The sequence below is a fragment of the Metabacillus sp. 22489 genome (genome assembly GCF_052044855.1).
Classification (GTDB): Bacteria; Bacillota; Bacilli; order Bacillales; family Bacillaceae; genus Metabacillus; species Metabacillus niabensis.
The window spans coordinates 25,041-47,722 of sequence record NZ_JBQENT010000011.1; the positions used below are offsets into that span (position 1 = coordinate 25,041).

Below are 22,682 nucleotides of genomic sequence, written 5' to 3' on the forward strand. Positions count from 1 at the left end.
ATTGCCCTCTCACTTTGCACGATGATATGTTTAAAAGTAAAATGAAAACAAACTTTTAAAATTGTCTCGATAATCGAGATAATTTTAAGTTTATGGGAGGGATAAAGCCTATGTCAAGCTTAAATAGTAGAAAAAGGTTACAGATTGAAGCGGTAACACAACAGCTTAGAAAACTTAGTATTAGAAGCGTTTTATTTCAACAAAATATTACACATACATTAGGATTGATTCAAACAGATTTAAAAACAATCGATATTTTAGCGGAAACGGGACCAATAACCGCGGGGGAGTTAGCAACTATTACCGGGAATAGTACAAGTTCAATAACAGCAATTTTAGATCGTTTAGAAAAGGCAGAGTTTATTATAAGGAAAAGAAACATACAAGACCGGCGAAAAGTAATGATAAACTTATTGGAGGAAAAGGTAAATAACTTACAGCTTTATTATTCTTCCTTATCAGAGTCTACTAAAAACTATTGTGAAAAATATAACGAGGATGAGTTAGAACTTATTACTCAATTTATTTCAGATATTGCCCAAATTGTTGAAACTGAAGGGAAATTAATCAGGAAAAATTCATAACTTATAGCTATGAACGATGAAGAAGGTACTGGATGAAGATTACCATTTAAGTATATTACTGTTTAACAATGATTGTTTATATGGAATCGACAAAGGAAAAGGAGGATTGTTAAAATCCTCCACAATAGATTTTCGCTCTTTTAATGATATTTTACAATTTTATCAAGTGGGAAGCGATGGTGCTCATATCCTTCTGAGGCTTGACGACCAAATGGCACCATTGCTGCAAATTTAATATGTTCAGGAAGTGAGAGCAATTCCTTGACTTTTTCGTGATCAAACCCTAGCATTGGTACACTTGCAAAGCCGAGCCCTTGAATGGCTGTTAGTAAGAACCCTAATGCAATATTAGTTTGAGTAAGTCCCCATTGACCTCGTTCCTCAACACTCATCCCACTAAAGAAGGAAGATAAATTCGCAACTTCTTCTTGTTGACGTTCAGGTGATAAACCGGGATGTACTGTTTCGGATAAATGGGCAATAACATCTTCCATATCACTGACAACTAAGACAACTGCTGGGGCAGAGGTGACCTGTTTTTGACCATAAGCAGCCTCTTGTAGCTTTTCCTTTAGCTGATTATCAGTTATTACGTGAAATCTCCATGGCTGAAGGTTCCATGCACTTGGTGTTAATCGGACTAACTCAAATATTTCAGTTAGCTCTTCTTTTGTAATGGTTTCTTGCTCAAACTTTCGAATACTATGTCTAGATTCAATTGCTTCCTTTACAGTAAGGTTTTTCTTGATTGTTTGAGTAGTCAATGAAATCTCTCCTCCCATCGATAAAAACTAAACGTAGATACAATCTACAGAGTTAGTATGTACATGGAAAGGTTTTTAACTCGATACTTGGAAATGCAATAACTATTAAATTTTCCATAATGTAGAGAAAAAAGCTGTCACATTCATTGTCCTCCTCTTATCTACATTGATCGAGAAAGGGCAATTTAGGAAGGAGACAGCTTTTTACTACATATATATTCACTACTGCTTTAATTGATTTAGTTCTTGAATGCATTCTTGTACAAGTGTTACGGCCTGACTCATCGTTGCACCACCACCAAAAGCAGCAGTTACACCAATTGCTTCAAGAATTTCTTCTTCACTGCAGCCTTCATCTAGACAGCCCTTTGTATGATAAATAATACAATATTCATCTTGAGAATAAAGGCTAATTCCTAATGCGATTAGTTGTTTTTCCTTTTTTGATAAGCTTCCTTCTTTAAAACATTCCTCTGTAAAGTCATTAAATTTACTTGCAAGCTCTGGCATTTTTTTTGTGAAGTTTCCTAAACCTGCTTTATAATGATGAAGTGCTTCTTCTGTTGAATTTCTTGCTTCAAACTCCATTTCCATCCTCACTCCAATACATCGATTTTAAAAATCCAAGGTTAGTATGAGCTAAAGACGGAATCATTAATCAAAAAAGTCTATAAGGAAATCTTCAAATTTATATTTTTCGCTTCCTTTGTTTTTAAGAACACTGTATATGTATCTTCTTCACCTATAAATTCAATTGTCCCACTATTCTTGTTGTTTACAGTATCCTCCCAGACTACTTCGTTGCTTGTAGAACTTTTCACAATAATGGAGAGGCTTCCTTCTTTACAATTAACTTCGTAAGGAATCGTCATAACACCTGAAGAGGTAATGTCAAAAGAAGTCACTTCATACGATCCTTTTAGTTTTCCGATTGAAAGCTCTACTTTATTATTTGTAGTAACTTTATTTGTATTTATAGCTAGATTTTCTCCATTTAAAGCGACAAACATAATAATAGCGGATACTATCACGCTTATACCAATACCTATACTAAATATGACGAGGACTTTTTTCGAGCGATTTCGTTCCTTTTGATTACTAACAAGTAGTAAATAATAAATCAATCTAAACATGATTGGAAAAGTAAATGCACCAATTAAAAGAGGAGCGATCATTCCAGAATCGAAAGCTTGTAAGAGTAAAAGTAATAATGAGAAAAAATAAAATGCAACGGCAACATTGTAAATGATCCGTAAAAAGGTACTTGTATTTTGACGTTTACCAAATAAGAACTCAATGACTTTTTTCATTCAAATCACCTTTCTTCCATATTTTTTTTGTGACATTTCAATATTTTAACGTTTTTCCACAAATATGTAATCATAAAACTTTGATGAAATACGGAAAATGAAAGTATTAAATTGAAAAGGTGTGTTTAATAATGGACTTTGATAATGAAATGACTTCTTACAGTCCTGGTGATATTGTTTATGTTTTTTATCGAAATCCTCATACTCAAGATGTCGCTAATATTCAAGAGGCAGCAGTTGTTAATAACCCGGAAAACCCTAATGAGCTAGCGATATTTCTATACGAAACTTACTATCCTTTAACAAATGAGATTGCTGTATATTCAAGTGAAGAAGAGGCAAAAGCAGCTTATGACTATTACTTTGAAAGTATGTAGAGGGATGCGAAAAAATGAGTAGACCACCATTTGTACCACAGCTTGTTTACTTTGAACCGAAAGCGCTTGAATATCCATTAGGACAGCAATTAAAGGAAAAATTTGAAAAAATGGATTTAGAAATAAAATATACAACATCACATAATCAAATTCGTAATTTACCAGGGGATAATGATTTTCAAAAATACCGTGTTGCCAAATCTACACTTGTCGTAGGGATTCGAAAAACGTTAAAATTTGATACTTCTAAACCATCTGCAGAATATGCTATTCCATTTGCGACAGGGTGTATGGGGCATTGCCATTATTGCTATTTACAAACGACAATGGGAAGTAAGCCATATATTCGTACGTACGTGAACGTGGATGAAATCTTAGATGCTGCAGATAAATATATGGAAGAGCGTGCACCTGAATTTACGCGATTTGAAGCAGCGTGTACATCAGACATTGTCGGGATTGATCATTTAACACATACTTTAAAAAGAGCGATCGAGCATTTTGGGAAATCAGAATATGGAAAATTACGATTTGTCACAAAGTTTCATCATGTCGATCATTTGTTAGATGCTGAGCATAATGGGAAAACTAGGTTTAGATTTAGTATCAATGCCGATTATGTTATAAAAAACTTTGAACCAGGTACATCTTCACTAGCTGATCGCTTACAAGCAGCAGGAAAGGTAGCAAGAGCCGGATATCCACTAGGTTTTATTGTTGCTCCAATTTATCTACATGAAGGCTGGGAAGATGGATATTATCATATGTTTGAAAGATTGGATGCAGAGTTACCTGAGGAGGCAAAAAAGGATATAACGTTCGAATTTATCCAGCATCGCTTTACAAAGCCAGCAAAGAGGGTAATTGAGAAGAACTACCCGATGACAAAGCTAGAACTAGATGAATCAGCTAGAAGATATAAATGGGGGAAATACGGTATTGGAAAGTATATTTATCAAAAGGAAGAAGAAGAGGATATAAAATCTCATTTATATTCTTATATGGAAAAATTCTTTCCAAATGCAAAGCTTGAGTATTTTACATGATGAAAGAAATGATAGAAGGAAAGGGAGCCCCTTTCCTTCCTGGCTTAATGGTACTGTTCTAACGGATAGATGATATCTTTATTATTCCCGCCAATTGGCATGTTTGTTCCTTCTCTGTGATGAATAAAAAGTGGTAATCCTTCAGTTGTATACATACTAGTTTCTGTTGGATTTTGTCTTTGGTGGTGAATATGTAGATGTGGTTCACTCGTTGAACCGGAATTTCCAACTCTTGCTAAAGGAGTTCCAATTTCGATTATTTGTCCCTTTTTTACTAAAATTGAATTTTGTTTAATATGGGCAAGCACTAAAAATGTCTTTGTTTCGCTAATTTTTATAAAAATATAGTTACCCATCATTGTTTCATTTTCCTCTGTTTCAGGTGGAATATCTTTTTCATCATCAAAAACTTCAATAACTGTCCCTTTAACAGGTGAGTAAATCATCGCATTGAAAATTCCATAATCCTCTAAATTAGTGTTTTTTGTTGAATGTGGTTCCATAATAAAGTCATAAGCCCATCGTTCATTAGGTGCTAAAACATGGGGACGATTCGTTTCAATAGAGTCTCCGCCCCAGCCAACTATTGCAGCTTGATTAAATGGATGTTCAATTGTGATAGAGGGAGAAGTTTTCTCAAGATCAGCAGGGTATGCAAATTGTCCGATGTTAATAAACCAGAGTGAAGGGAAAGACATAATCAAAAACAAAATGACTGAATATATCATCATTATTGATAGTTTCCCTTTCAGTGATTTTACAACTAGCAAGAATATAGAAATGAGAAATAGTACGATACCTAAAATACTACTACCAAGTAAAAGCCACCAGCTTAAAACACCGAAGACGCCTCTAACAAAAAATACATTCAACCATAGGATAGATAGAAACAGACTAACAAATAAAAGAAATATATTTCCTTTCAACATTCTTCACCTCATGTTCAATATTTCTTTTAGATTACCTTTGAAATGAGGTGCGTAAAAAGGTCTCAATCCCGATTCTTTTGTAAGGCTTTAGAATGAGGATATAGTTTCTAATATCAGATTAAAAATATATGGCCATAGCTGTCAAAAAAGAAAATGACTGCAACAATAAAAATTGTTTAGCAGTCATTATTAAACTTTTCAATGTTAGTTTCTTATTATTTCATATTTGGGGGAACAAGCCCATGTGTGTCCTTAAGAACTGCTGGTGGAGTATCATGGATATATGGAGGTGCTGGACGCAATACTGGTTTTTTCGCAAGAGGTACAGGATTTTCCACATAATTAAATTGGCCGAGTCCATCCATACTTGGTCCGTGAGCCCAGCGACCTTGTGCACTTTGGTTACCTTTAGAGAAATTAAACAGTGTGTATGAAACTTCTTGTTTTTCTAATTCCCTTGGGAAGGTACTTGGGACAACAACATTCTCTTTTGCTTCAAGCTCTTTAATTGCGGCAATCCATTGGTTTTGATGCATTGTATCTCTAGCGATTAACCATGACAGCATATCTTTTACGCCTCGATCATTTGTTTCCTCGTATAAACGAACAACTTGCAGGCGTCCCTGTGATTCGGCATTTAAATTAGCTCTAAAATCTGCTAATAAATTTCCGCTTGCAATGATATAATCTGCTGTCCATCGATTGCCAACACTATCAGCTGGCATTGCCCCTAAACCTGAAACAATTACATGCTGTGGATTCATTCCACCTAATATTGCACCAATTATCGGATCCTTTGCAGCTGTCTCTAAATCTCCAACCGGTGCACCATCTAATAATCGTGCAATCATCGTAGCTAGCATTTCAATATGAGCTAGCTCTTCTGCACCTGTATCCATTAATAAATCTTTATATTTTCCGTTTCCTCGTACGCTCCATCCTTGGAAAAGGTATTGTAAAGCAACGGAAATCTCTCCAAATTGCCCACCAAGTACTTCTTGTAATTTCTTCGCAAAAAGCGGATCGGGTCTTTCAGGCTTTGCATGGTATTGCAATTCTTTTACATGATAAAACAAAGACAATCACCTCATAAAAATAATGTCAGCCCTTAGCTACAGTACAGTATATTTTAGGGAGATATTTGGGTGTATGTCCTTAATAAAATGGTTAATTATGTGAAGATTTCAAATTTGAATAATATAAGAAAACATATTTTATGTTAGAAAGATCATAACAAATAAATTTAAGATTGCTTTACAACCCTTTTTTCATCCTTTTTCGGCCAAATAAAATTGGATACGCTAATAATCAAATCGATTACTAAAACAACACTCCAAATCATCATTAAGCTAAATAAAGCTTGAGTTCGCGATGAGTCATTAATAAAGTAAATCATTGCAAAAATAAGTCCATTGCCAATGAGATAGGATAGAAGATGTTTTAACCATCCTTTAAAATAGTGAATGGCATATTCCATTCCATAACGTTTTTCAGGCTTTGTTCCTTCCTTCATTACATAATATTGAAAACGTTCATCAGCCCATTTAATCATACTTTTACCGAATACGATAGATACCCCGATGTAAATGGCTGCGATGCCGTGAACAGTTGAGGCTACAGCGCCTTGATAAAGATCTATACTTGTAATAATTAATAGGAGCAAATCAATCAAAGGTGTTAGGGCTAATAGCATAAGACCTAGCTTCTTCTGTTTAAAAATATATCTTACGATTAAACCTAATAAAATGACGATCCAAAATCCTATTTCACAGCCAATGATCATCCATGTAATAAAACTCAATTTTGAACACTCCCTTTTTAATACGCTTGTATTATTTAAAAACATCATATCACGGAAGTTTTTTTAATACAACTGTATTATTTAATTGAATATGAAATCATCTATTGATAAAATGGATATATGCCAAAAATTGTTGATCATGAAAAAAGAAGAAAGCAAATTGCTGAAGCAACGTGGAGAGTTATTTTGAACGAGGGAATTGAAGGTGCTACAGTAAGAAATATAGCAAAGGAAGCCAATATATCATTAGGTGCATTACGTCACTATTTTGCTACCCAGGATGAACTGCTTGTTTATGCGATGAATTTGGTTAAAGAACAAGCGACAGAAAGAATTAAGAAGATTGTTGTTCAAGATTCACCACCAAAGGAAATCATTTTAAACGTTTTACTGGAATTGTTACCTGTTAATGAAGAGACTAAAGCAGAAATGGAGGTATGGTTTGCTTTTATCGGACATGTTAGACATAAACAGGGAATATTAAAGCTCCATGATGACGGTGTTTATGAAGGAATTAAAGTTTTAGTTGAAAATATGGTCGAGTATGGATTATTAAAGGATGGTCTTGATAAGGAAATGGAAACAGAGAGATTGTATTCACTAATTGATGGACTAGCATTACATGCAATTTTAGAACCAGGTCGACTGAACAAAGAGAAAATTACCCGCGTATTAACGTATCATTTAGAATCGATTTGGGTTTAAAGTAAAAATGCTTAAAACTGGCTGTCTCTACAAGATTTGCTTTTGTTCAAAGCACCTAAAATTCGTCATTGAGACAGCCAAATTTTCTATTTCGGTTATTGCCCCAAAGCATTCCTTAAATCATTAATAAGATCCTCGGAAGGTTCCATTCCTATTGAAAGTCTAATAATATACGGGTTGATGTTTTTCTTTTTTAACTCCTCTTCATTATGTCCGAGATTCGGTGTGATGATTAAACTTTCAAGTCCACCCCATGATACCCCAATTTTAAACACTTTTACTTTATTTATTACTGATATTACAGCATTATGATCAGCTTTTTTTAATTCAAAAGTAAGTAAGCTAGAGAATCCAGTAAGTTGATGTTTCGTTTCATTAGAAAATTGCTTTTGTCCAAGGCCAGGATAATGAACTCGTTTTATAGCAGGATGTTTATCAAGAAATTGTGCGATTTTCATTGTGGAGTCTTGAAGTGCCTTCATTCGAATTGGCAATGTTTGCAATCCACGTAAAAGTAGAGATGCCTCATAAGGACCCATCGAGCTTCCAAATAATAAATACTCTTTTTTGAATAGAGTTTTCATAATTTCTGTACTTGTAATTATAGCACCACCTACTAAATCACTATGACCTCCTAAATATTTTGAAGCGGAGTGGACGACAATATCAATTCCGTAGATTAGTGGTTTTTGAAAGAGTGGTGTTGCCCACGTATTATCTACAATTGTTCGGATTCCATTGTCTTTTGCAAGGGAAGCCAGTTTTTTTAATGGAACAAGTTGCAGGTTCATATCTGTTGGACATTCAATATATATGAGGCTTGTATTTGGTCGAATTGCATTTCGAATGTCATCTATATGAACCGAAAATACAGTGGAATGCTCTACTCCGAACTTTTGCAAATAATTAAGCAATTCATCGGTAGATTGATATATATTCCCCACACTTAGTACATGATCACCACTTTTTACACTATTAAAAATAGCTGCAGTTATAGCAGCCATTCCAGAAGCGAAGCATTTACATGTGTCCCCTCGTTCCAATGCAGCTAATTTCTTTTCAGCTATTTCAACTGTTGGATTTGTACCTCGCCAATATACACATTTGTTCTGTTGATTTGTTTCTCCTAGTACGTAGTCCTCATAAGAGTTAAATGTAAATAAACTATTGCCATAAATAGGTGGAATGATCGCTCCAGCAAAGCTTTCAGAATCAACGTGTAAGCAAATATTATGATCACTGTTAAGAATATTTTCTCTTTCCATCTGAAATTATCTCCATTTATTTGTCTTTACGCATTACCTTTTGTTTTTTCTGTTTACATTATTCAGATTGGCTTTTAATTTAGACGTTTAAGAAGTAAATTGATATTTTACAACAAATTTGAGAGGACTTTCGTAACAGAGGATAGGCAATGCCTTTGTATTATTTACTGTATGTGGCACAACCATTATTTAAGGAGTGCTTTGTTATTCCTTCTAAATAAGCCAAAACTTATTTTAAAAGAGAGGATATGGAAATGAATAAATATTTCCGATGATTAGGCACATAAAATGGCTGGGTGAATATACTTTTTTTGACACATAATTGTCAGCATCGATGCTAATACCATTGGGGGAAAAATGATGCCAATAAAGATTTATCAAGGGAATGACATGCTTTTACGTGAATCAGACATCACAGTCGTCATCGACGTTATTCGTGCATTTACAGTTGCACACTATGCATTTCTTAAAGGTGTGGAAAAGATTTTGCTTGTGGCAACTGTTGATGAAGCGTTCCACTTAAAAAATCAAAACCCAAATCTAGTATTAGCAGGTGAAATAAAGGGATTACCGATTTGTGGATTTGAACTAGATAATTCTCCTGCTCATATATGTCATGCAAAAGTTGAAGGAAAAACACTTGTCCAAAAGACGACAAATGGAGTGAAGGCAACATTAAATTCTCTTCAAGCGAAAGACCTTTATGTAACGGGATTTTCAAATGCTAGAACGACCGCGACTTATTTAAAAAAGCAGATAGATCAAGCAGAACGGGAATGTCATGTCCATATAGTTGCATCACATCCTACTGGTGATGATGATTTGGCTTGTGCCGAGTATATGAAAGGTATATTGGATGGTAATGATGTGATGGATGAAAAAGAGGTTGTTGAACGAATAATAAACTCTCATGTAGCTGAAAAATTTTTTGACGCAAGCCAACCAGAATTTAACGCTGATGATTTGAAATATTGTGTTAAAGAACTGAAAGGGGAGTTTGTCATGAAAGTTAATAAGACAGGAAAAATCCCAACAATCGAGAGGTTTTTTATATGAACCAAACAGGCTTACATTTACCGAAAAGAGAGGAAAAACCTCGAAATCATGGGCTGACTATATTAATTGATAATGGAATCCCATTTCAGCTTTTCCAGGATACGGTTCATAGCTCTCGTCAATATATTGATTTTGTGAAATTCGGATGGGGAACCTCGGTCATTTCGAGTCAATTAGATGAAAAGATAGCAAGTTTAAATGAGAATGGGATACGCTACTTCTTCGGTGGAACATTATTTGAAAAATTTCTATCCCAAGGAAAAATTGCTGATTATTACGATTATTGTAGAAGATTTCAATGCGAATATGTGGAAATTTCCAATGGGACTTTAGCTATAACAAATAAAGAAAAAGCAAGCTATATAAGAGAGTTTTCAAAGGAGTTTACCGTTTTTAGTGAGGTAGGGAGTAAAATCAGCATCGTTGATGAAGTAGATAATTCAATGAATTGGGTTGAATGGATCACTGAGGATTTGGAAGCTGGGGCAACAAAAGTGATAACAGAAGCAAGAGAAAGTGGTACTAGTGGTGTATGTCAAGCAAATGGGGACCTTAGATTGGAGTTAGTTGATAGAATTATCTGCTCAGGACTAGACTTGCAATCTATTATTTTTGAAGCCCCAAATAAGAAGCTTCAAACTGCTTTTATTAAGATGGTTGGCTCAAATGTTAACCTTGCCAATATAGCATTTTCAGATTGCATTTCATTAGAAACACTTAGGCTAGGGTTACGTTCAGATACATTTCATATTCTTGAGGAGGAGACAAATCATGCGTGATACAAATAAAGTGTTTCACCTTGCGATTCCTTGTAAGGACCTTGATGAAACAGTGGAATTTTATGAAAAGTTAGGCTGTAAGCTTGCAAGAAGATATGATGACAGAGTTACATTTAATTTTTATGGGGATCAAGTCGTTTGTCATTTAAACCCTAATTCGATTGATCCTTCACCGAAAATGTATCCACGTCATTTTGGGATCACTTTTTTAGAACGTTCTGAATTTGATCAAGTATTAAATGAAGCAATAAGTCAGGAGTTGCCTTTTTTTCAAGAAAAAATGATTCGTTTTGCAGGGAAAAGAGAAGAGCATATTACGTTTTTCCTTATCGATCCAGCAAATAATTTACTGGAATTTAAATATTATCACGATCCAGAAATGGCCTATTAACATTAATAACTATTAAACCTATATTAATGAAGGCATAACATCGGTTAAAGTTGTGCCTTTTTATGATGATGATTGAATATAAATAGAACAAGTGCATGCTGTTCCTTATGGTATAATAAAGCTTATGAAGCTAACAAAATATCGGGCTACTGAACAATGAGTAATAGAAAGGTGTGGTTCAATGGAAACGGGAAAAAATAGTGAGCTTTTTAAACAAGTAATGGGAAACTATCCTACAGGTGTAACAGTTGTAACTACTGTTACGAAGGAAGGCGCTCCAATTGGGTTAACTGTGAATTCATTTGCATCTGTTTCACTTGCTCCTTTACTTATTTTATGGTCAATTGATAAGAGAGTCTCTACGTATGAAGAGTTTATTAGCACAGACAAATTTGCTGTACATATTCTTGCTGAAAACCAAGGTGATATTTGTTCACTTTTTGCCTCGAAAGGTATCGATCGATTTGCAAATTGTAAATGGAAATTATCTAATAATAAATTGCCGATTATTGAGGATGTCTCAAGTGTATTACAATGTAAGACATTTAAAACAGTTGATGCAGGTGATCATACAATTTTAATCGGAGAGATTATTGATATTCAGTCAGAGATGAAAGAACCACTTTTATATCATAAAAGACGATTTGGAAAAATTCCTACATCTTTTTATGATTGATGTTAATAATGGAATGTTAAAATTCACTTTATTACAATGCCTATATAATGGAAATGATTAAAATCTTTTAAAGACTGTCATATATGTTTTGGCAGTCTTTTTTGCTAATGAAAATATAAAAGTTTTGCATTCTATTCTATTATTTATATATTATCAAAAGCTATTTTTGTAAACTTTGGTTGTTTTTTATTTGTTTCCTCATGCAGTGCTCGTTTTTGCTGTATGAATAGTGTGCAACTGGTTCAGTACAAACACATGTCTACTACTTTTACACACCCATTGGAATCTCACATATACGCTCTATTAACCATTGCAAAGTATTGTATAAATGACAACAATATTTTAGATATGAGCCTTCTTAAAAAGGAAGGCTAAATTTTAACTTCTAATAACAAATATTAAAAGGAATGAAGAACTTCATATTGAGAAAAGATAACTTTGTCATACTAAGTGCGACAAAGTTAGTTTTCGATAATCTTGAATTAAGGATTTCTCTATCTTATGATGTGATAAGATGATTTTTATCTTTTTTAAAGAAAGGAAGAGTTATGATGGCTCAATCTAATATAAAAGTGAAAGTCCAGAAATTTGGTAACTTTTTAAGCTCAATGGTTTTACCAAATATCGGCGCTTTTATTGCGTGGGGGTTAATTACGGCTTTATTTATACCAACAGGCTTCTTCCCGAATGAAAGCCTTGCCAAATTAGTTAGCCCAATGGTGACGTATTTATTACCATTATTAATTGGTTATACAGGTGGTAAATTAGTACATGATCAACGTGGTGGTGTCGTTGGTGCCATTGCAACGATGGGGGTAATAATTGGTGCACCTGATACACCAATGTTTTTAGGTGCGATGATTATGGGTCCGCTTGGTGGTTATGTCATTAAAAAGTTCGACCAAGCAATTGAAGGAAAAATTAAATCTGGCTTTGAAATGCTCGTAAACAATTTTTCTGCTGGTATTCTCGGTGCAATCCTTGCAATTTTATCATTTTTAGCAATTGGACCAGCAGTAGATGGATTTACGCAAATACTTGTATCAGGTGTTGACTGGTTAATTGATACTGGTTTATTACCATTAACAAGCATTCTAATTGAACCAGCGAAAATTTTATTTTTAAATAATGCAATTAATCATGGTGTGCTTTCACCAATCGGTTTAGAACAAGTACAAGATACTGGTAAATCAATCTTGTTCTTACTTGAAGCAAATCCAGGACCAGGTCTTGGTATACTATTAGCCTTTACTTTATTCGGAAAAGGCACTGCAAAGCAATCTGCACCAGGAGCTGGAATTATCCACTTCTTTGGGGGAATTCATGAAATTTACTTCCCATACGTATTAATGAAACCAATGTTGTTCTTTGCTGTAATATTAGGGGGAATGAGTGGAGTATTTACGTTAGTCCTACTTGGTGGGGGATTAGCTTCACCTGCATCTCCAGGTAGTATTCTTGCGATTGCAGCTGTTACTCCTCCTCAAGCAAGTGCATATATTGCTAACTTTGCAGCTGTAATTGTCGCAACAATCGTTTCATTTGTAATTTCTAGCTTAGTGTTAAAAACAAGTAAACAGCAGGATGAAAATATCGAAGAAGCAGCGAAAAAAATGCAAGAAATGAAAGGAAAGAAAAGCTCTGTTGCTAATACGTTTAGCAATAAGCAAGGTGTCTTACCTGAAAATGTGAAAAAAATCGTTTTCGCATGTGACGCTGGTATGGGTTCAAGTGCTATGGGGGCATCATTACTACGTAAGAAAGTTAAGGAAGCTGGCTTGGATGTTCATGTAACAAATTCAGCTATCAGTAATTTACAAAGTGATGCACAAATTGTCATAACACAGGAAGAGTTAACACCACGTGCAAAAGCAAAACTACCAGATGCTTATCACATTTCAGTTGATAATTTCTTATCAAGCCCAGAATATGACAAGCTTATTTATAGCTTACAAAACGGTGTATCTGAACCTTTAACAGAAATTGTTGAAGATTCACAGCAAAATGTGAGTGAAGTAGATCATAATCATGATAATGACGATTTATTATTAGAAGAAAACATCTATCTAAATCAAGAATTTGCTACAAAGGAAGAAGCAATCCGCTTTGCAGGTAATGCATTAGTTAAAGCTGGATATGTGGAAGAAAGTTATGTCGATGCGATGATTGACCGTGAAAATTTAACCTCCACATATATGGGAAATAGTGTAGCTATTCCTCATGGTACAGAAGAAGCGAAAAAAGCAGTCATCCGTTCTGGCTTTACCGTTATTCAAGTCCCAAATGGTGTTGATTTCGACGGAGAAAAAGCAAAACTTATTTTTGGGATAGCTGGAAAAGATGGTACGCATTTAGAAATTCTATCAGGTATCGCAGTTATTTGTTCTGATGAGAAAAATGTGGAACAATTAGTTCAAGCGAAAACAACGAAAGAATTATTGGCTATCATCAACAGTAAATAAAACACGGAATAGAAAGATGGGGAATCCTATCTTTCTATTCTGCTATTTCTCTTTAAAGAAATGAGAGGATGATATGTATATTACATCAAGGGAAAAATCCATTATCGACTTGATTGTAAAGACAGCAGGAAAGCATACGGTACATTCCCTTTCAGCGTATTTAAATGTTAGTGTTAGGACGGTTCAACGGGATTTGAAATCGGTTGAAAAAATTTTAAAGCATTTTGAATTAGAGCTTAAGCGAACAAGTGATGATGGTCTGATTATTAATGGGAAAAATGAGCATATATACAAGCTCATTCAAAACTTAATCGATGTGAACCCTACGGATGAAACGCCAAAGGAACGAAAGCTTCAATTACTTATTAAGCTTTTTCATGAAGGTGAATCATTTAAAATTCAAGTTTTATCGAAGCAGTTAGGTGTCAGCATCACAACAATTACCGCATATTTAGATGATTTAACACACTGGTTAAATCAATTTAATATTACTCTTACAAGAAAAAAAGGTGTCGGTGTTGAAATTCATGGACATGAAACGAATAAAAGAAAAGCACTAGCAAATTATTTTATCGTTCATTTTCATGAGGAAATCATTGAAAGCTTATACTTATTACAAATGGGAAATATGGTGAAGGGTCCTGTACTCGGGTATTTTTCACCAAAATATTTAGTGCTTGTCGAAGAGTTAATTAATAAGTATATTAATCATCGTCAAACAAGGCTAGCTGATCATGATTATATTGGACTTATTATACATACATGCATCACTTTGCAACGGACAGAGAATAAGTTTCTTATTCAAGAGGAAGGCAATGATTCAAATCGATTTTCTACAGAATTTCAGTTAATTCAAAAATTATGTGAGCAGCTTGAAAAAGAATTGAATATTACCTTAAAAGAGCAAGACCTTCAGTTTTTAACAGTTGTTTTGAAAGGATCAAAGCTACATGATGCTGATAAGATTGATTATGACAGCATTTTACTAGGGAAATTTATTAAACACTTAATTCAAGATGTTTCTTCACAGTTAAATATTGACTTGACAAAGGATTTTTCGCTATTTCAAGGGCTTCTTGCCCATATGGAACCATCCATTTTTCGTTTAAAGCAACAAATGGGTTTATTCAACCCATTGACAGGAGAAATTAAACATAAATATCCTGTTTTATTTATGGCTGTTAAGGAAAGCTTAGAAAAAATTTTCAAAGATATTACTTTTCCTGATGATGAAGTTGCTTTTATCGTTCTTCATTTTGGATCTGCCTTATTAATGAGTGAAGAAAAAGTTAATATCCATGCAGTTGTTGTTTGTCCTACAGGAATTGGCACTTCAAAAATGCTTGCAAGTCGGATTAAAAAGGAAATTAGTGAAATCTATTCGATTGAAATCAAATCGATAAAGGATTTTGAAAAAGCAAATCCAAAAGACTATGATCTCATTATTTCAACTGTTAGGCTTCCGTACGCAGACTTGGACTATATTTTAGTCACACCATTATTGAATGATGAGGATATTGATAAAATCCATAGCTTTTTGAAACAGAGTATAAAGAAAATAACAAAAGTAAGAGACTATGAGCAACAAATTCATCACAAGGAAATTGTAACGAGCAGTTCAACGCTTAGTTTTAAAGAGCTCTTACAGGAAATAAAAGACGTGCAAACTAGTATGGAAGAAATCCTTAATAATTTTCGAGTTTATCGGATGAATAAAGGAAACGATCATTTTCAAATATTAGAAAAAATGATTGAGTATACGGTTCAGGATAATATCGTAACAGATGCACAAAGTGTTTATCGTAGTCTCAAAGCTCGGGAACAAAAAGGTGGACTAGGTATTCCTAACACAAATATGGCACTTTTTCATTGTCGGGATGAGCATATTAATCAATTGATTTTTCAAATTTCCCATTTAGAGGAACCATGTATTGTGAGAGGGATGGATGGAAAACAAATCCAAATGAAAAATTTATTATTAATGCTTGCTCCATCAAGCTTAACTGTACGAGAGCAAGAAATCCTTAGCTTGATTAGTACAAGTTTAATTGAAAATGATATAGCAATGATGATATTCTCATCATCCAATGAGGATTTGATTCGGAAGAAGATAGAAGATGTATTTTTAGAGTATTTACAAACTAATTTGATAAAGGAATGATTTTAAATGAAGAAAACGGTTCATTTTGGAGCAGGAAATATTGGTAGAGGTTTTATAGGAGCGCTATTTTCTCAATCTGGCTATCATGTTACATTCGTTGATATTGCTGAACAAATTATTAACCAGTTAAACGAAGAAAAGAGCTATCAAGTGAAGTTAGCAACAGATAAAGGTGAAACTACAAAAATAAATAATGTCTCTGGTCTAAATAATATGACTCAAGAAAATGAGGTTGTTGAAGCAATTCAACAAGCAACATATCTTACAACTGCAATTGGTCCGAATATATTACCAAGAATTGCCCCATTAATTGCACGTGGATTGAAGGAACGCGTGAATAGTCAAAATGAAAAACTATATGTCATTGCTTGTGAAAATCAAATTGGTGCAACTGATATATTAAGAAACCATATCCTCGAACATTTAGATGATGAAACAAAAGGGAAATTAGACGGTCGAGTCTATTTCTTTAATTCGGCTGTAGACCGTATAGTCCCAATTCAAGATAATAAAGGTTCTCTAGATGTTTTAGTTGAGACATATTATGAGTGGGTTGTTGAAACGAGTGAAATAATTCCAGAAGTTCAAGGAATGAAAATTGTTGAAGATTTAGCTCCATATATTGAAAGAAAATTGTTTACTGTCAATACTGGTCATGCTGTAATTGCTTATTTAGGGTATTTAAGTGGTAAATCAACAATCGATCAAACATTGGCAGATGAAAAAATTGCGAAACAAGTTCAAGAAACATTGAAGGAAACAGGAGCATATTTAATTAAGCAATACGGATTAGATGAAGCGGAGCATACGAAATATATTAACAAAATCCTTGAACGCTTTAAAAATCCTTATTTAAATGATGCTGTTACACGTGTAGCCCGTGGGCCAATCCGGAAGCTTGGACCAGAGGACAGATTAGTTCGCCCTGCAACAGAAGCACAAAAAGCTGGTTTATCGTATTCAAACCTAGCTAAGGCAATTGCTGCTGCACTTTTATTTGATTTCAACGAGGATGAAGAAGCACAAAAGCTTCAAGCGATGATTAAGGAAAATGGTGTAATGAATGTGTTAAAAGAAATCAGTAAATTAGAGGAGAATAGCGAAGTAACGAAAGAAGTTATTAATCAGTATGAAAAGTTGCAACAAGAAGTAAAATAATAAAAAAGTCGGGTGCGAATCTTTTCGTTCTCGACTTTTTTTATGCAATCATATTCGCGTTATAAAGGGAACTAAGCAATTTCTGTTTTTCGTCTAATCTAGAATATGGATTAAATGCATAGGCTCTTTTCTTAATGATTGTTGATTTTGCATGATTTTCTAAAGGTTGTTTGCAGCTAATTGCGAGACACATGCTTAGATAAGTGAGGTAGGTAAATATTAAGCATATTTATAGAAGATTCCCTATTTTAATTCTTTAAATAAAGGATGAAAAAAACATAATAAAATAAAAATAATTGGGATGGAAAGAAGGATTGCTAAAAAAGGTCTTTTTGAATGTAAGCGTAAAAAAGGAAACATGATAAAGTTAAATCCAAGTGACCACCATATATTCCAGTTATTGTCATAATGAAATTTTCCTCGATGACTAAAATCGAATTCAATTAGCCAAAAAGCAAATATCCATACAACTATATAAATAGCTCCTTTCCAACCAGAGGGAAAAAAGCGAAGATACACGATAATCATTAGCGGAATAATAATAAAAGAATAGATGATTTCAAGAAATGTATGATTTAACCAAGGTGTTTCAGGTGCATAAGACCATAAGGTATGCTGATAAAAAATAAAGTTATAAAGAAGATTAAAGATAATAAAAATTTGTATGGTCGGATAATATCCCTTAAATGTTTCAAAATCAACATAAAGAAAAGATAATATAAAAAGAACTATGATTATAAATAGTAAATACATGGCACGCCTCTTTTAAATGTCATCATTTTTACTTATCCCTTATGAGTATTCCACAAGTCATCTAAAAAAATCCAAATATTGTTAGAAAACGCGTTTAAGATAAAGACTTTGTTAAACTTTGTTGTTGCTTTCAGCACTGAATGGTAAGTCTCCTCGGGTTTAGAGCCTGTGGATTCTCCCATTAACACGGTTATCTAAGCAGGAGTTTCGTGGTAAACGTTACAATCAATATTCATCTTCAACTTAGCCAAGATATAAAGTTACAAGAATATAACCCCTTAATTTCATTTCAAGTTCCACAATTGCAAAAAAGTCTTACTCCTTGCAAAAAATGTATAGCATCTAGAGCAATAATATCAAAAATGTCTAATAGGTGATTATATTTCCTTGTTTTAAGATTAGATTAGAATCTTAAAAAGGAGTGAACAAGTAAATGGAGATGCCAATCAACATATTTCTTGCAGGTGATTCTACCGTCCAGACATATAAGAAAGACGAACTTCAAGGTGGATGGGGAGAATTTCTCGAAAATCATTTGCCAAACGAAATAAACGTATTTAATAATGCGATTGGCGGAAGAAGCTCTAAAACATTTATTGAAGAAGGTAGACTGGATAATATGCTTAAAAATATGTCAAAGAATGACTATCTGTTCATTCAAATGGGGCATAATGACGCTACAAAAAACAGACCAGAACGTTATACAGATCCGATGACAACATATAAAGACTACATTCTCAAGTATATCGACAGTGCGAGACATATCTCTGCTATTCCAATACTCATAACACCAGTTGCAAGATTGAATGTTGAAGATGGAAACTATAAAAATGATTTCTCTGAATATTGTCAAGCATTGCGGGAAGTTGCAGTAGAAAAGGATGTTCCATTAATTGATTTAATGAGTGAAAGTTTGCTTTTTTATGAAACGATTGGGTATGAGGCTACTTTTCAATTGTTTATGGCTTCAATTAATCATACAGATTTCACCCATTTTACAAAAAAAGGTGCAAATGAAATTGCAAAAATAGTTGCAAAAGGGTTTCAACAATTAATAAAGGAATGCAATTAAAAGATAAATCGATTATAAAGGTGAAAGCTTATTTAAAAGGAAATCAAACGTGTCTTCCATATATTTAAGAAATGATTAATTTGAAAACGATTTCTGGAGACGGTTCCTCTAGAGCGTCCTCATTTCGTACACTCATCAACAATGGAAGCTTATTAAAATTCATAGGAGGTTAGTATATGAGTGACAAAATAATTCCTAGGCAAATGGAATTTCTTAATCGTGGATTAATTGCTATTAAAGTGGAAAGAGGTGTTTACATCGGCTGGAGACTTCTAGGAAGTGACAATGAACAAATTGGTTTTTATGTATATCGAGATGGTGAGAAATTAAATGAAATGGCAATTTGTCAAAGTACGAATTTTCTTGATGAAAACGGTTCAATCGATTCTACTTATTCGGTAAGTGGAGTAGTAAACGAAAAAGAGATATCAATATCTGAGAGTGTTCATGTATGGGAACAAAATTATTTAACAGTGCCTTTGCAAAAGCCGAAAGATGGGCTCACTCCTGACGGTGTATCCTATACATATAGTGCGAATGATGCGAGTTTGGGTGATATTGATGGTGATGGGGAATATGAAATTATTTTAAAATGGGATCCGTCTAATTCGAAGGATAATGCACATAAAGGCTATACAGGTAATGTTTATTTAGACGCTTATAAATTGAATGGAACTCATTTATGGAGAATTGATTTAGGTAGGAATATACGAGCAGGAGCACATTATACTCAATTTATGGTATATGACCTTGATGGAGATGGAAAAGCAGAAATTGCATGTAAAACCGCCGATGGAACAATCGATGGTACTGGTCAAATCATTGGGGATGGTTTAGCAGATTACCGAAATTCCGAAGGCTTTATTTTAGAAGGCCCCGAGTTTTTAACGATTTTTGATGGAGAAACAGGGAAAGAAATCGTAACAACAGATTATGATCCACCAAGAGGAAATGGGGCTGATTGGGGTGATAATGAAGGGAATCGAGTCGATCGCTTTCTTGCGTGTGTAGCTTATTTAGATGGTGTTCGTCCAAGCTTAGTTATGTGTCGTGGTTATTACACGCGATCTGTCCTTGTTGCTTATAACTATCGGGAGGGTAAGCTAGAGAAGGTTTGGAAGTTTGATAGTCAAGATTCTGGTAACAGTCATTATGCAGGGCAAGGAAATCATAGTGTGAGTGTTGCTGACGTTGATCAAGATGGTAAAGACGAAATCATTTATGGATCAGCTGTCATTGATCATGATGGAAAAGGGTTATATTCTACTGGCTTGGGACATGGGGATGCGATGCATGTCGGAAACTTAATCCCTAGTCGTTCAGGATTAGAGGTGTTTCAAGTGCATGAAGTTCCTTCAAATTATGGAACTGAAATTCATGATGCTCGAACTGGTGAAATTTTATGGGGATTACCATCAACCGGTGATGTCGGAAGGGGAATGGCTGCAGATATCGATCCTCGTTATGAAGGTGTTGAAGTTTGGTCATCAACGCATTGGAAAACAGGAGGAGATGGTCTTTATAGTAGTAGTGGTGATCGCATCACAGAAAATACCCCGCAATCCTTTAACTTCGCGATTTGGTGGGATGGTGATTTATTAAGGGAGCTCCTAGATCATGAGTATGATGAGGAAACTGGTATTGGAATTGGGAAAATTGATAAATGGGATTATAAAAAAGGAGAACTTATCAATCTATTAACAGCTAAAGGAACGCGTTCGAATAATGGCACAAAAGGAAACCCGTGTCTTCAAGCGGATTTATTTGGTGATTGGCGAGAGGAAGTCATTTGGCGAACAGATGACAGCAGCGCATTACGGATTTATACAACAGTTGACATGACTGATTATTGCATAAGAACATTGATGCATGACCCGATGTATCGAGTAGCTATTGCATGGCAAAACACAGCTTATAACCAACCACCACATCCAAGCTTTTTTATAGGACATGGAATGGAACTCCCACTCTATAAACCGATATATGAAGTGAAAACATCTAAGTCAATCGTAAAGAAATAGCAGGTGTTTGAAAAGTAAGTCCCTTACAGCTTTCAAGTAATAACACATGATATGTTTTAAACGAAATATGTTGAAGTATTTTATCACTATTTGAATTTTAGGTCCTAAATATTTCATTAATATTAACTGAAATGGAACGGGGGAATATTCTTGGCAAAGGGGACAAAGTCGAAAGCAGAACGAAAGATATACAGAGATCCGTTAACAAATGTGAAAATAACGCAATTGACAGATTACTTTGCACATAGCTATCATCTTTATTTTACGAATAATGGTTGGTATGAAAATAACAGCAAATTATTATTTGGCTCTGACCGAAACAATTGTACAAATTTATATAGTATTGATTTAAACAGCGGAGAGATAACGCAATTAACTGATTTTAATCGAGAGCAAAAACCAGGAATTCAAGGAACGTTTATCAATCCTACTAAGTTAGAAGCCTATTTTATTGTTGACACATTTATAATCGCGATCGATCTAAAATCTTATGATGAGCAAGTATTATTCCAACTACCAAATGGTTTTAAATTCAGCAATTTAAGCTGTACGGCAGATGGAACCCTACTATGCTTTGGGTTAACTGAGGATTTAACAACCTCGATTAATAGTAATCTATCTGGTGGGTATGTAGGTTTTACGGAAATGGAAGCTGCAAGACCATTAAGCAAAATCTGTCTGTTAAATCTAAAAACAGGAGAGGTGAAGGTAGTTCATGAGGAACATCGTTGGATTGGCCATGTTAATGCCTCGCCAACAAAGCCAAACATTCTTACGTTTTGTCATGAAGGACCTTGGGATATCGTTGACCATCGCATATGGGTTCTTGATATAGAAAATGGAGAAAAGTGGAAAGTTGCTACAGATGGAGATATGAAATTTGCTGGTCATGAGTATTGGCATGCAGATGGTATGACAATTGGTTATCATGGTTTTACACAGACGTTAGAACGGAAGGATGGTAAATTTTTAGGTTCTATTAAGTATGATAATACGGAAAAGGAAGAGTTTGATTTTCCGTATCAAAACATGCATATTCATTCAAAGGATACGGAATTTATAGTTGGTGACGGGCAGCAAACAACAGCTTATCATGGTGAATTTTATCAAGATTGTTTATTTCTCTGGAAAAAGATTAATGGCGTACTTGAAGGGCCAAGAGTTCTTTGTAAACATCGTAGCAGTTTCCATATACAACAAATCCACGTTCATCCATGCTTTAGTCCAGATAAGAAAAATATCCTTTTTACGAGTGATCGTGATGGGTATGGAAATGTTTACCTAGCTGAGGTGCCAATTTTTGAAACTTTACCTCTTCTTAATGAGGATAAGCTTTTAGTTAAATAATGAAACTATTGCCTAAGCTTAATTG

The 22,682-nt window shown here is 34.3% G+C and carries 22 protein-coding genes; 14 read left to right on the forward strand and 8 right to left on the reverse strand.

The annotated features are described in order from the left end of the window. Positions 1 to 110 precede the first annotated feature (110 nt). On the forward strand, positions 111 to 584 hold the full coding sequence (locus tag ACTJJ9_RS08840) for a MarR family transcriptional regulator (RefSeq protein WP_440768602.1): 474 nt from the start codon (positions 111 to 113) through the stop codon (positions 582 to 584). Positions 585 to 724: 140 nt separating this feature from the next. Here the strand turns inward: ACTJJ9_RS08840 and ACTJJ9_RS08845 are convergent, their stop codons facing one another. From ACTJJ9_RS08845 to ACTJJ9_RS08855, 3 genes are all read right to left on the reverse strand, one after another. Continuing rightward, positions 725 to 1,348 (reverse strand): nitroreductase family protein, encoded by a 624-nt coding sequence (locus ACTJJ9_RS08845; RefSeq protein ID WP_249921920.1) that lies wholly within the window; start codon positions 1,346 to 1,348, stop codon positions 725 to 727. A gap of 222 nt (positions 1,349 to 1,570) precedes the next feature. Beyond that, complete coding sequence (locus tag ACTJJ9_RS08850) at positions 1,571 to 1,936, reverse strand: carboxymuconolactone decarboxylase family protein (RefSeq protein WP_095299162.1); 366 nt, start codon at positions 1,934 to 1,936, stop codon at positions 1,571 to 1,573. 80 nt (positions 1,937 to 2,016) lie between these two features. Beyond that, positions 2,017 to 2,658 (reverse strand): hypothetical protein, encoded by a 642-nt coding sequence (locus tag ACTJJ9_RS08855; protein WP_440768603.1) that lies wholly within the window; start codon positions 2,656 to 2,658, stop codon positions 2,017 to 2,019. A 131-nt stretch (positions 2,659 to 2,789) separates the two neighbouring features. Between ACTJJ9_RS08855 and ACTJJ9_RS08860 the strand changes: the two genes are divergently transcribed. Both ACTJJ9_RS08860 and splB read left to right on the forward strand, forming a co-directional pair. After that, the gene (locus ACTJJ9_RS08860) at positions 2,790 to 3,035 is read left to right on the forward strand and encodes a transcriptional regulator SplA domain-containing protein (protein ID WP_095299061.1); all 246 of its coding nucleotides are present in this window, start codon (positions 2,790 to 2,792) and stop codon (positions 3,033 to 3,035) included. A gap of 14 nt (positions 3,036 to 3,049) precedes the next feature. Further along, positions 3,050 to 4,081 (forward strand): spore photoproduct lyase, encoded by a 1,032-nt coding sequence (splB, locus tag ACTJJ9_RS08865; RefSeq protein WP_095299059.1) that lies wholly within the window; start codon positions 3,050 to 3,052, stop codon positions 4,079 to 4,081. Positions 4,082 to 4,125: 44 nt separating this feature from the next. Here splB and ACTJJ9_RS08870 read toward each other — a convergent pair whose 3' ends face one another. The 3 genes from ACTJJ9_RS08870 to ACTJJ9_RS08880 form a co-directional block, all read right to left on the reverse strand. Next, positions 4,126 to 5,010, reverse strand: coding sequence for a M23 family metallopeptidase (locus ACTJJ9_RS08870; RefSeq protein ID WP_440768604.1), 885 nt, complete (start codon positions 5,008 to 5,010; stop codon positions 4,126 to 4,128). 215 nt (positions 5,011 to 5,225) lie between these two features. Beyond that, positions 5,226 to 6,086: a manganese catalase family protein gene (locus ACTJJ9_RS08875; RefSeq protein WP_440768605.1), complete on the reverse strand. Its 861-nt coding sequence runs from the start codon at positions 6,084 to 6,086 to the stop codon at positions 5,226 to 5,228. 167 nt (positions 6,087 to 6,253) lie between these two features. After that, positions 6,254 to 6,793 carry a hypothetical protein gene (locus ACTJJ9_RS08880; protein ID WP_412965084.1) on the reverse strand — a complete coding sequence of 180 codons (540 nt, stop codon included), beginning with the start codon at positions 6,791 to 6,793 and terminating at the stop codon, positions 6,254 to 6,256. Positions 6,794 to 6,931: 138 nt separating this feature from the next. Between ACTJJ9_RS08880 and ACTJJ9_RS08885 the strand changes: the two genes are divergently transcribed. Continuing rightward, a complete protein-coding gene (locus ACTJJ9_RS08885) occupies positions 6,932 to 7,516 on the forward strand; it encodes a TetR/AcrR family transcriptional regulator (RefSeq protein WP_440768606.1) in 585 nt (194 codons plus the stop codon). Between the two features lie 95 nt (positions 7,517 to 7,611). On the opposite strand, the gene ACTJJ9_RS08890 is transcribed toward ACTJJ9_RS08885, so the two are convergent. Further along, positions 7,612 to 8,781 (reverse strand): trans-sulfuration enzyme family protein, encoded by a 1,170-nt coding sequence (locus tag ACTJJ9_RS08890; protein WP_440768607.1) that lies wholly within the window; start codon positions 8,779 to 8,781, stop codon positions 7,612 to 7,614. 360 nt (positions 8,782 to 9,141) lie between these two features. Here ACTJJ9_RS08890 and ACTJJ9_RS08895 point away from each other — a divergent pair, with 360 nt between their 5' ends. The 7 genes from ACTJJ9_RS08895 (at position 9,142) to ACTJJ9_RS08925 (ending at position 17,464) form a co-directional block, all read left to right on the forward strand. Further along, positions 9,142 to 9,837, forward strand: coding sequence for a 2-phosphosulfolactate phosphatase (locus ACTJJ9_RS08895; RefSeq protein ID WP_440768608.1), 696 nt, complete (start codon positions 9,142 to 9,144; stop codon positions 9,835 to 9,837). Then, entirely contained in the window at positions 9,834 to 10,616 is a 783-nt protein-coding gene (locus tag ACTJJ9_RS08900; protein ID WP_095299044.1) for a phosphosulfolactate synthase, read from the forward strand. The genes ACTJJ9_RS08895 and ACTJJ9_RS08900 overlap by 4 nt, the downstream gene beginning before the upstream one ends. Next, positions 10,609 to 11,007, forward strand: a complete 399-nt coding sequence (locus ACTJJ9_RS08905; RefSeq protein ID WP_095299042.1) for a VOC family protein — start codon at positions 10,609 to 10,611, stop codon at positions 11,005 to 11,007. Before ACTJJ9_RS08900 ends, ACTJJ9_RS08905 begins: the two co-directional genes overlap by 8 nt. 181 nt (positions 11,008 to 11,188) lie before the next feature. Beyond that, on the forward strand, positions 11,189 to 11,683 hold the full coding sequence (locus ACTJJ9_RS08910; RefSeq protein WP_440768609.1) for a flavin reductase family protein: 495 nt from the start codon (positions 11,189 to 11,191) through the stop codon (positions 11,681 to 11,683). Between the two features lie 551 nt (positions 11,684 to 12,234). Continuing rightward, a complete protein-coding gene (locus ACTJJ9_RS08915; RefSeq protein ID WP_440768610.1) occupies positions 12,235 to 14,145 on the forward strand; it encodes a PTS mannitol transporter subunit IICBA in 1,911 nt (636 codons plus the stop codon). 73 nt (positions 14,146 to 14,218) lie between these two features. Continuing rightward, complete coding sequence (locus ACTJJ9_RS08920) at positions 14,219 to 16,306, forward strand: BglG family transcription antiterminator (protein WP_440768611.1); 2,088 nt, start codon at positions 14,219 to 14,221, stop codon at positions 16,304 to 16,306. A gap of 6 nt (positions 16,307 to 16,312) precedes the next feature. Continuing rightward, a complete protein-coding gene (locus tag ACTJJ9_RS08925; protein ID WP_412965083.1) occupies positions 16,313 to 17,464 on the forward strand; it encodes a mannitol-1-phosphate 5-dehydrogenase in 1,152 nt (383 codons plus the stop codon). A 243-nt stretch (positions 17,465 to 17,707) separates the two neighbouring features. On the opposite strand, the gene ACTJJ9_RS08930 is transcribed toward ACTJJ9_RS08925, so the two are convergent. Next, positions 17,708 to 18,217 (reverse strand): CBO0543 family protein, encoded by a 510-nt coding sequence (locus ACTJJ9_RS08930; protein WP_095299035.1) that lies wholly within the window; start codon positions 18,215 to 18,217, stop codon positions 17,708 to 17,710. A gap of 439 nt (positions 18,218 to 18,656) precedes the next feature. Here ACTJJ9_RS08930 and ACTJJ9_RS08935 point away from each other — a divergent pair, with 439 nt between their 5' ends. The 3 genes from ACTJJ9_RS08935 (at position 18,657) to ACTJJ9_RS08945 (ending at position 22,657) form a co-directional block, all read left to right on the forward strand. Next, on the forward strand, positions 18,657 to 19,289 hold the full coding sequence (locus ACTJJ9_RS08935) for a rhamnogalacturonan acetylesterase (protein WP_412964909.1): 633 nt from the start codon (positions 18,657 to 18,659) through the stop codon (positions 19,287 to 19,289). Between the two features lie 203 nt (positions 19,290 to 19,492). Then, entirely contained in the window at positions 19,493 to 21,310 is a 1,818-nt protein-coding gene (locus ACTJJ9_RS08940; RefSeq protein ID WP_412964911.1) for a rhamnogalacturonan lyase, read from the forward strand. Positions 21,311 to 21,460: 150 nt separating this feature from the next. Beyond that, a complete protein-coding gene (locus ACTJJ9_RS08945; RefSeq protein ID WP_095299033.1) occupies positions 21,461 to 22,657 on the forward strand; it encodes an oligogalacturonate lyase family protein in 1,197 nt (398 codons plus the stop codon). Positions 22,658 to 22,682 lie beyond the last annotated feature (25 nt).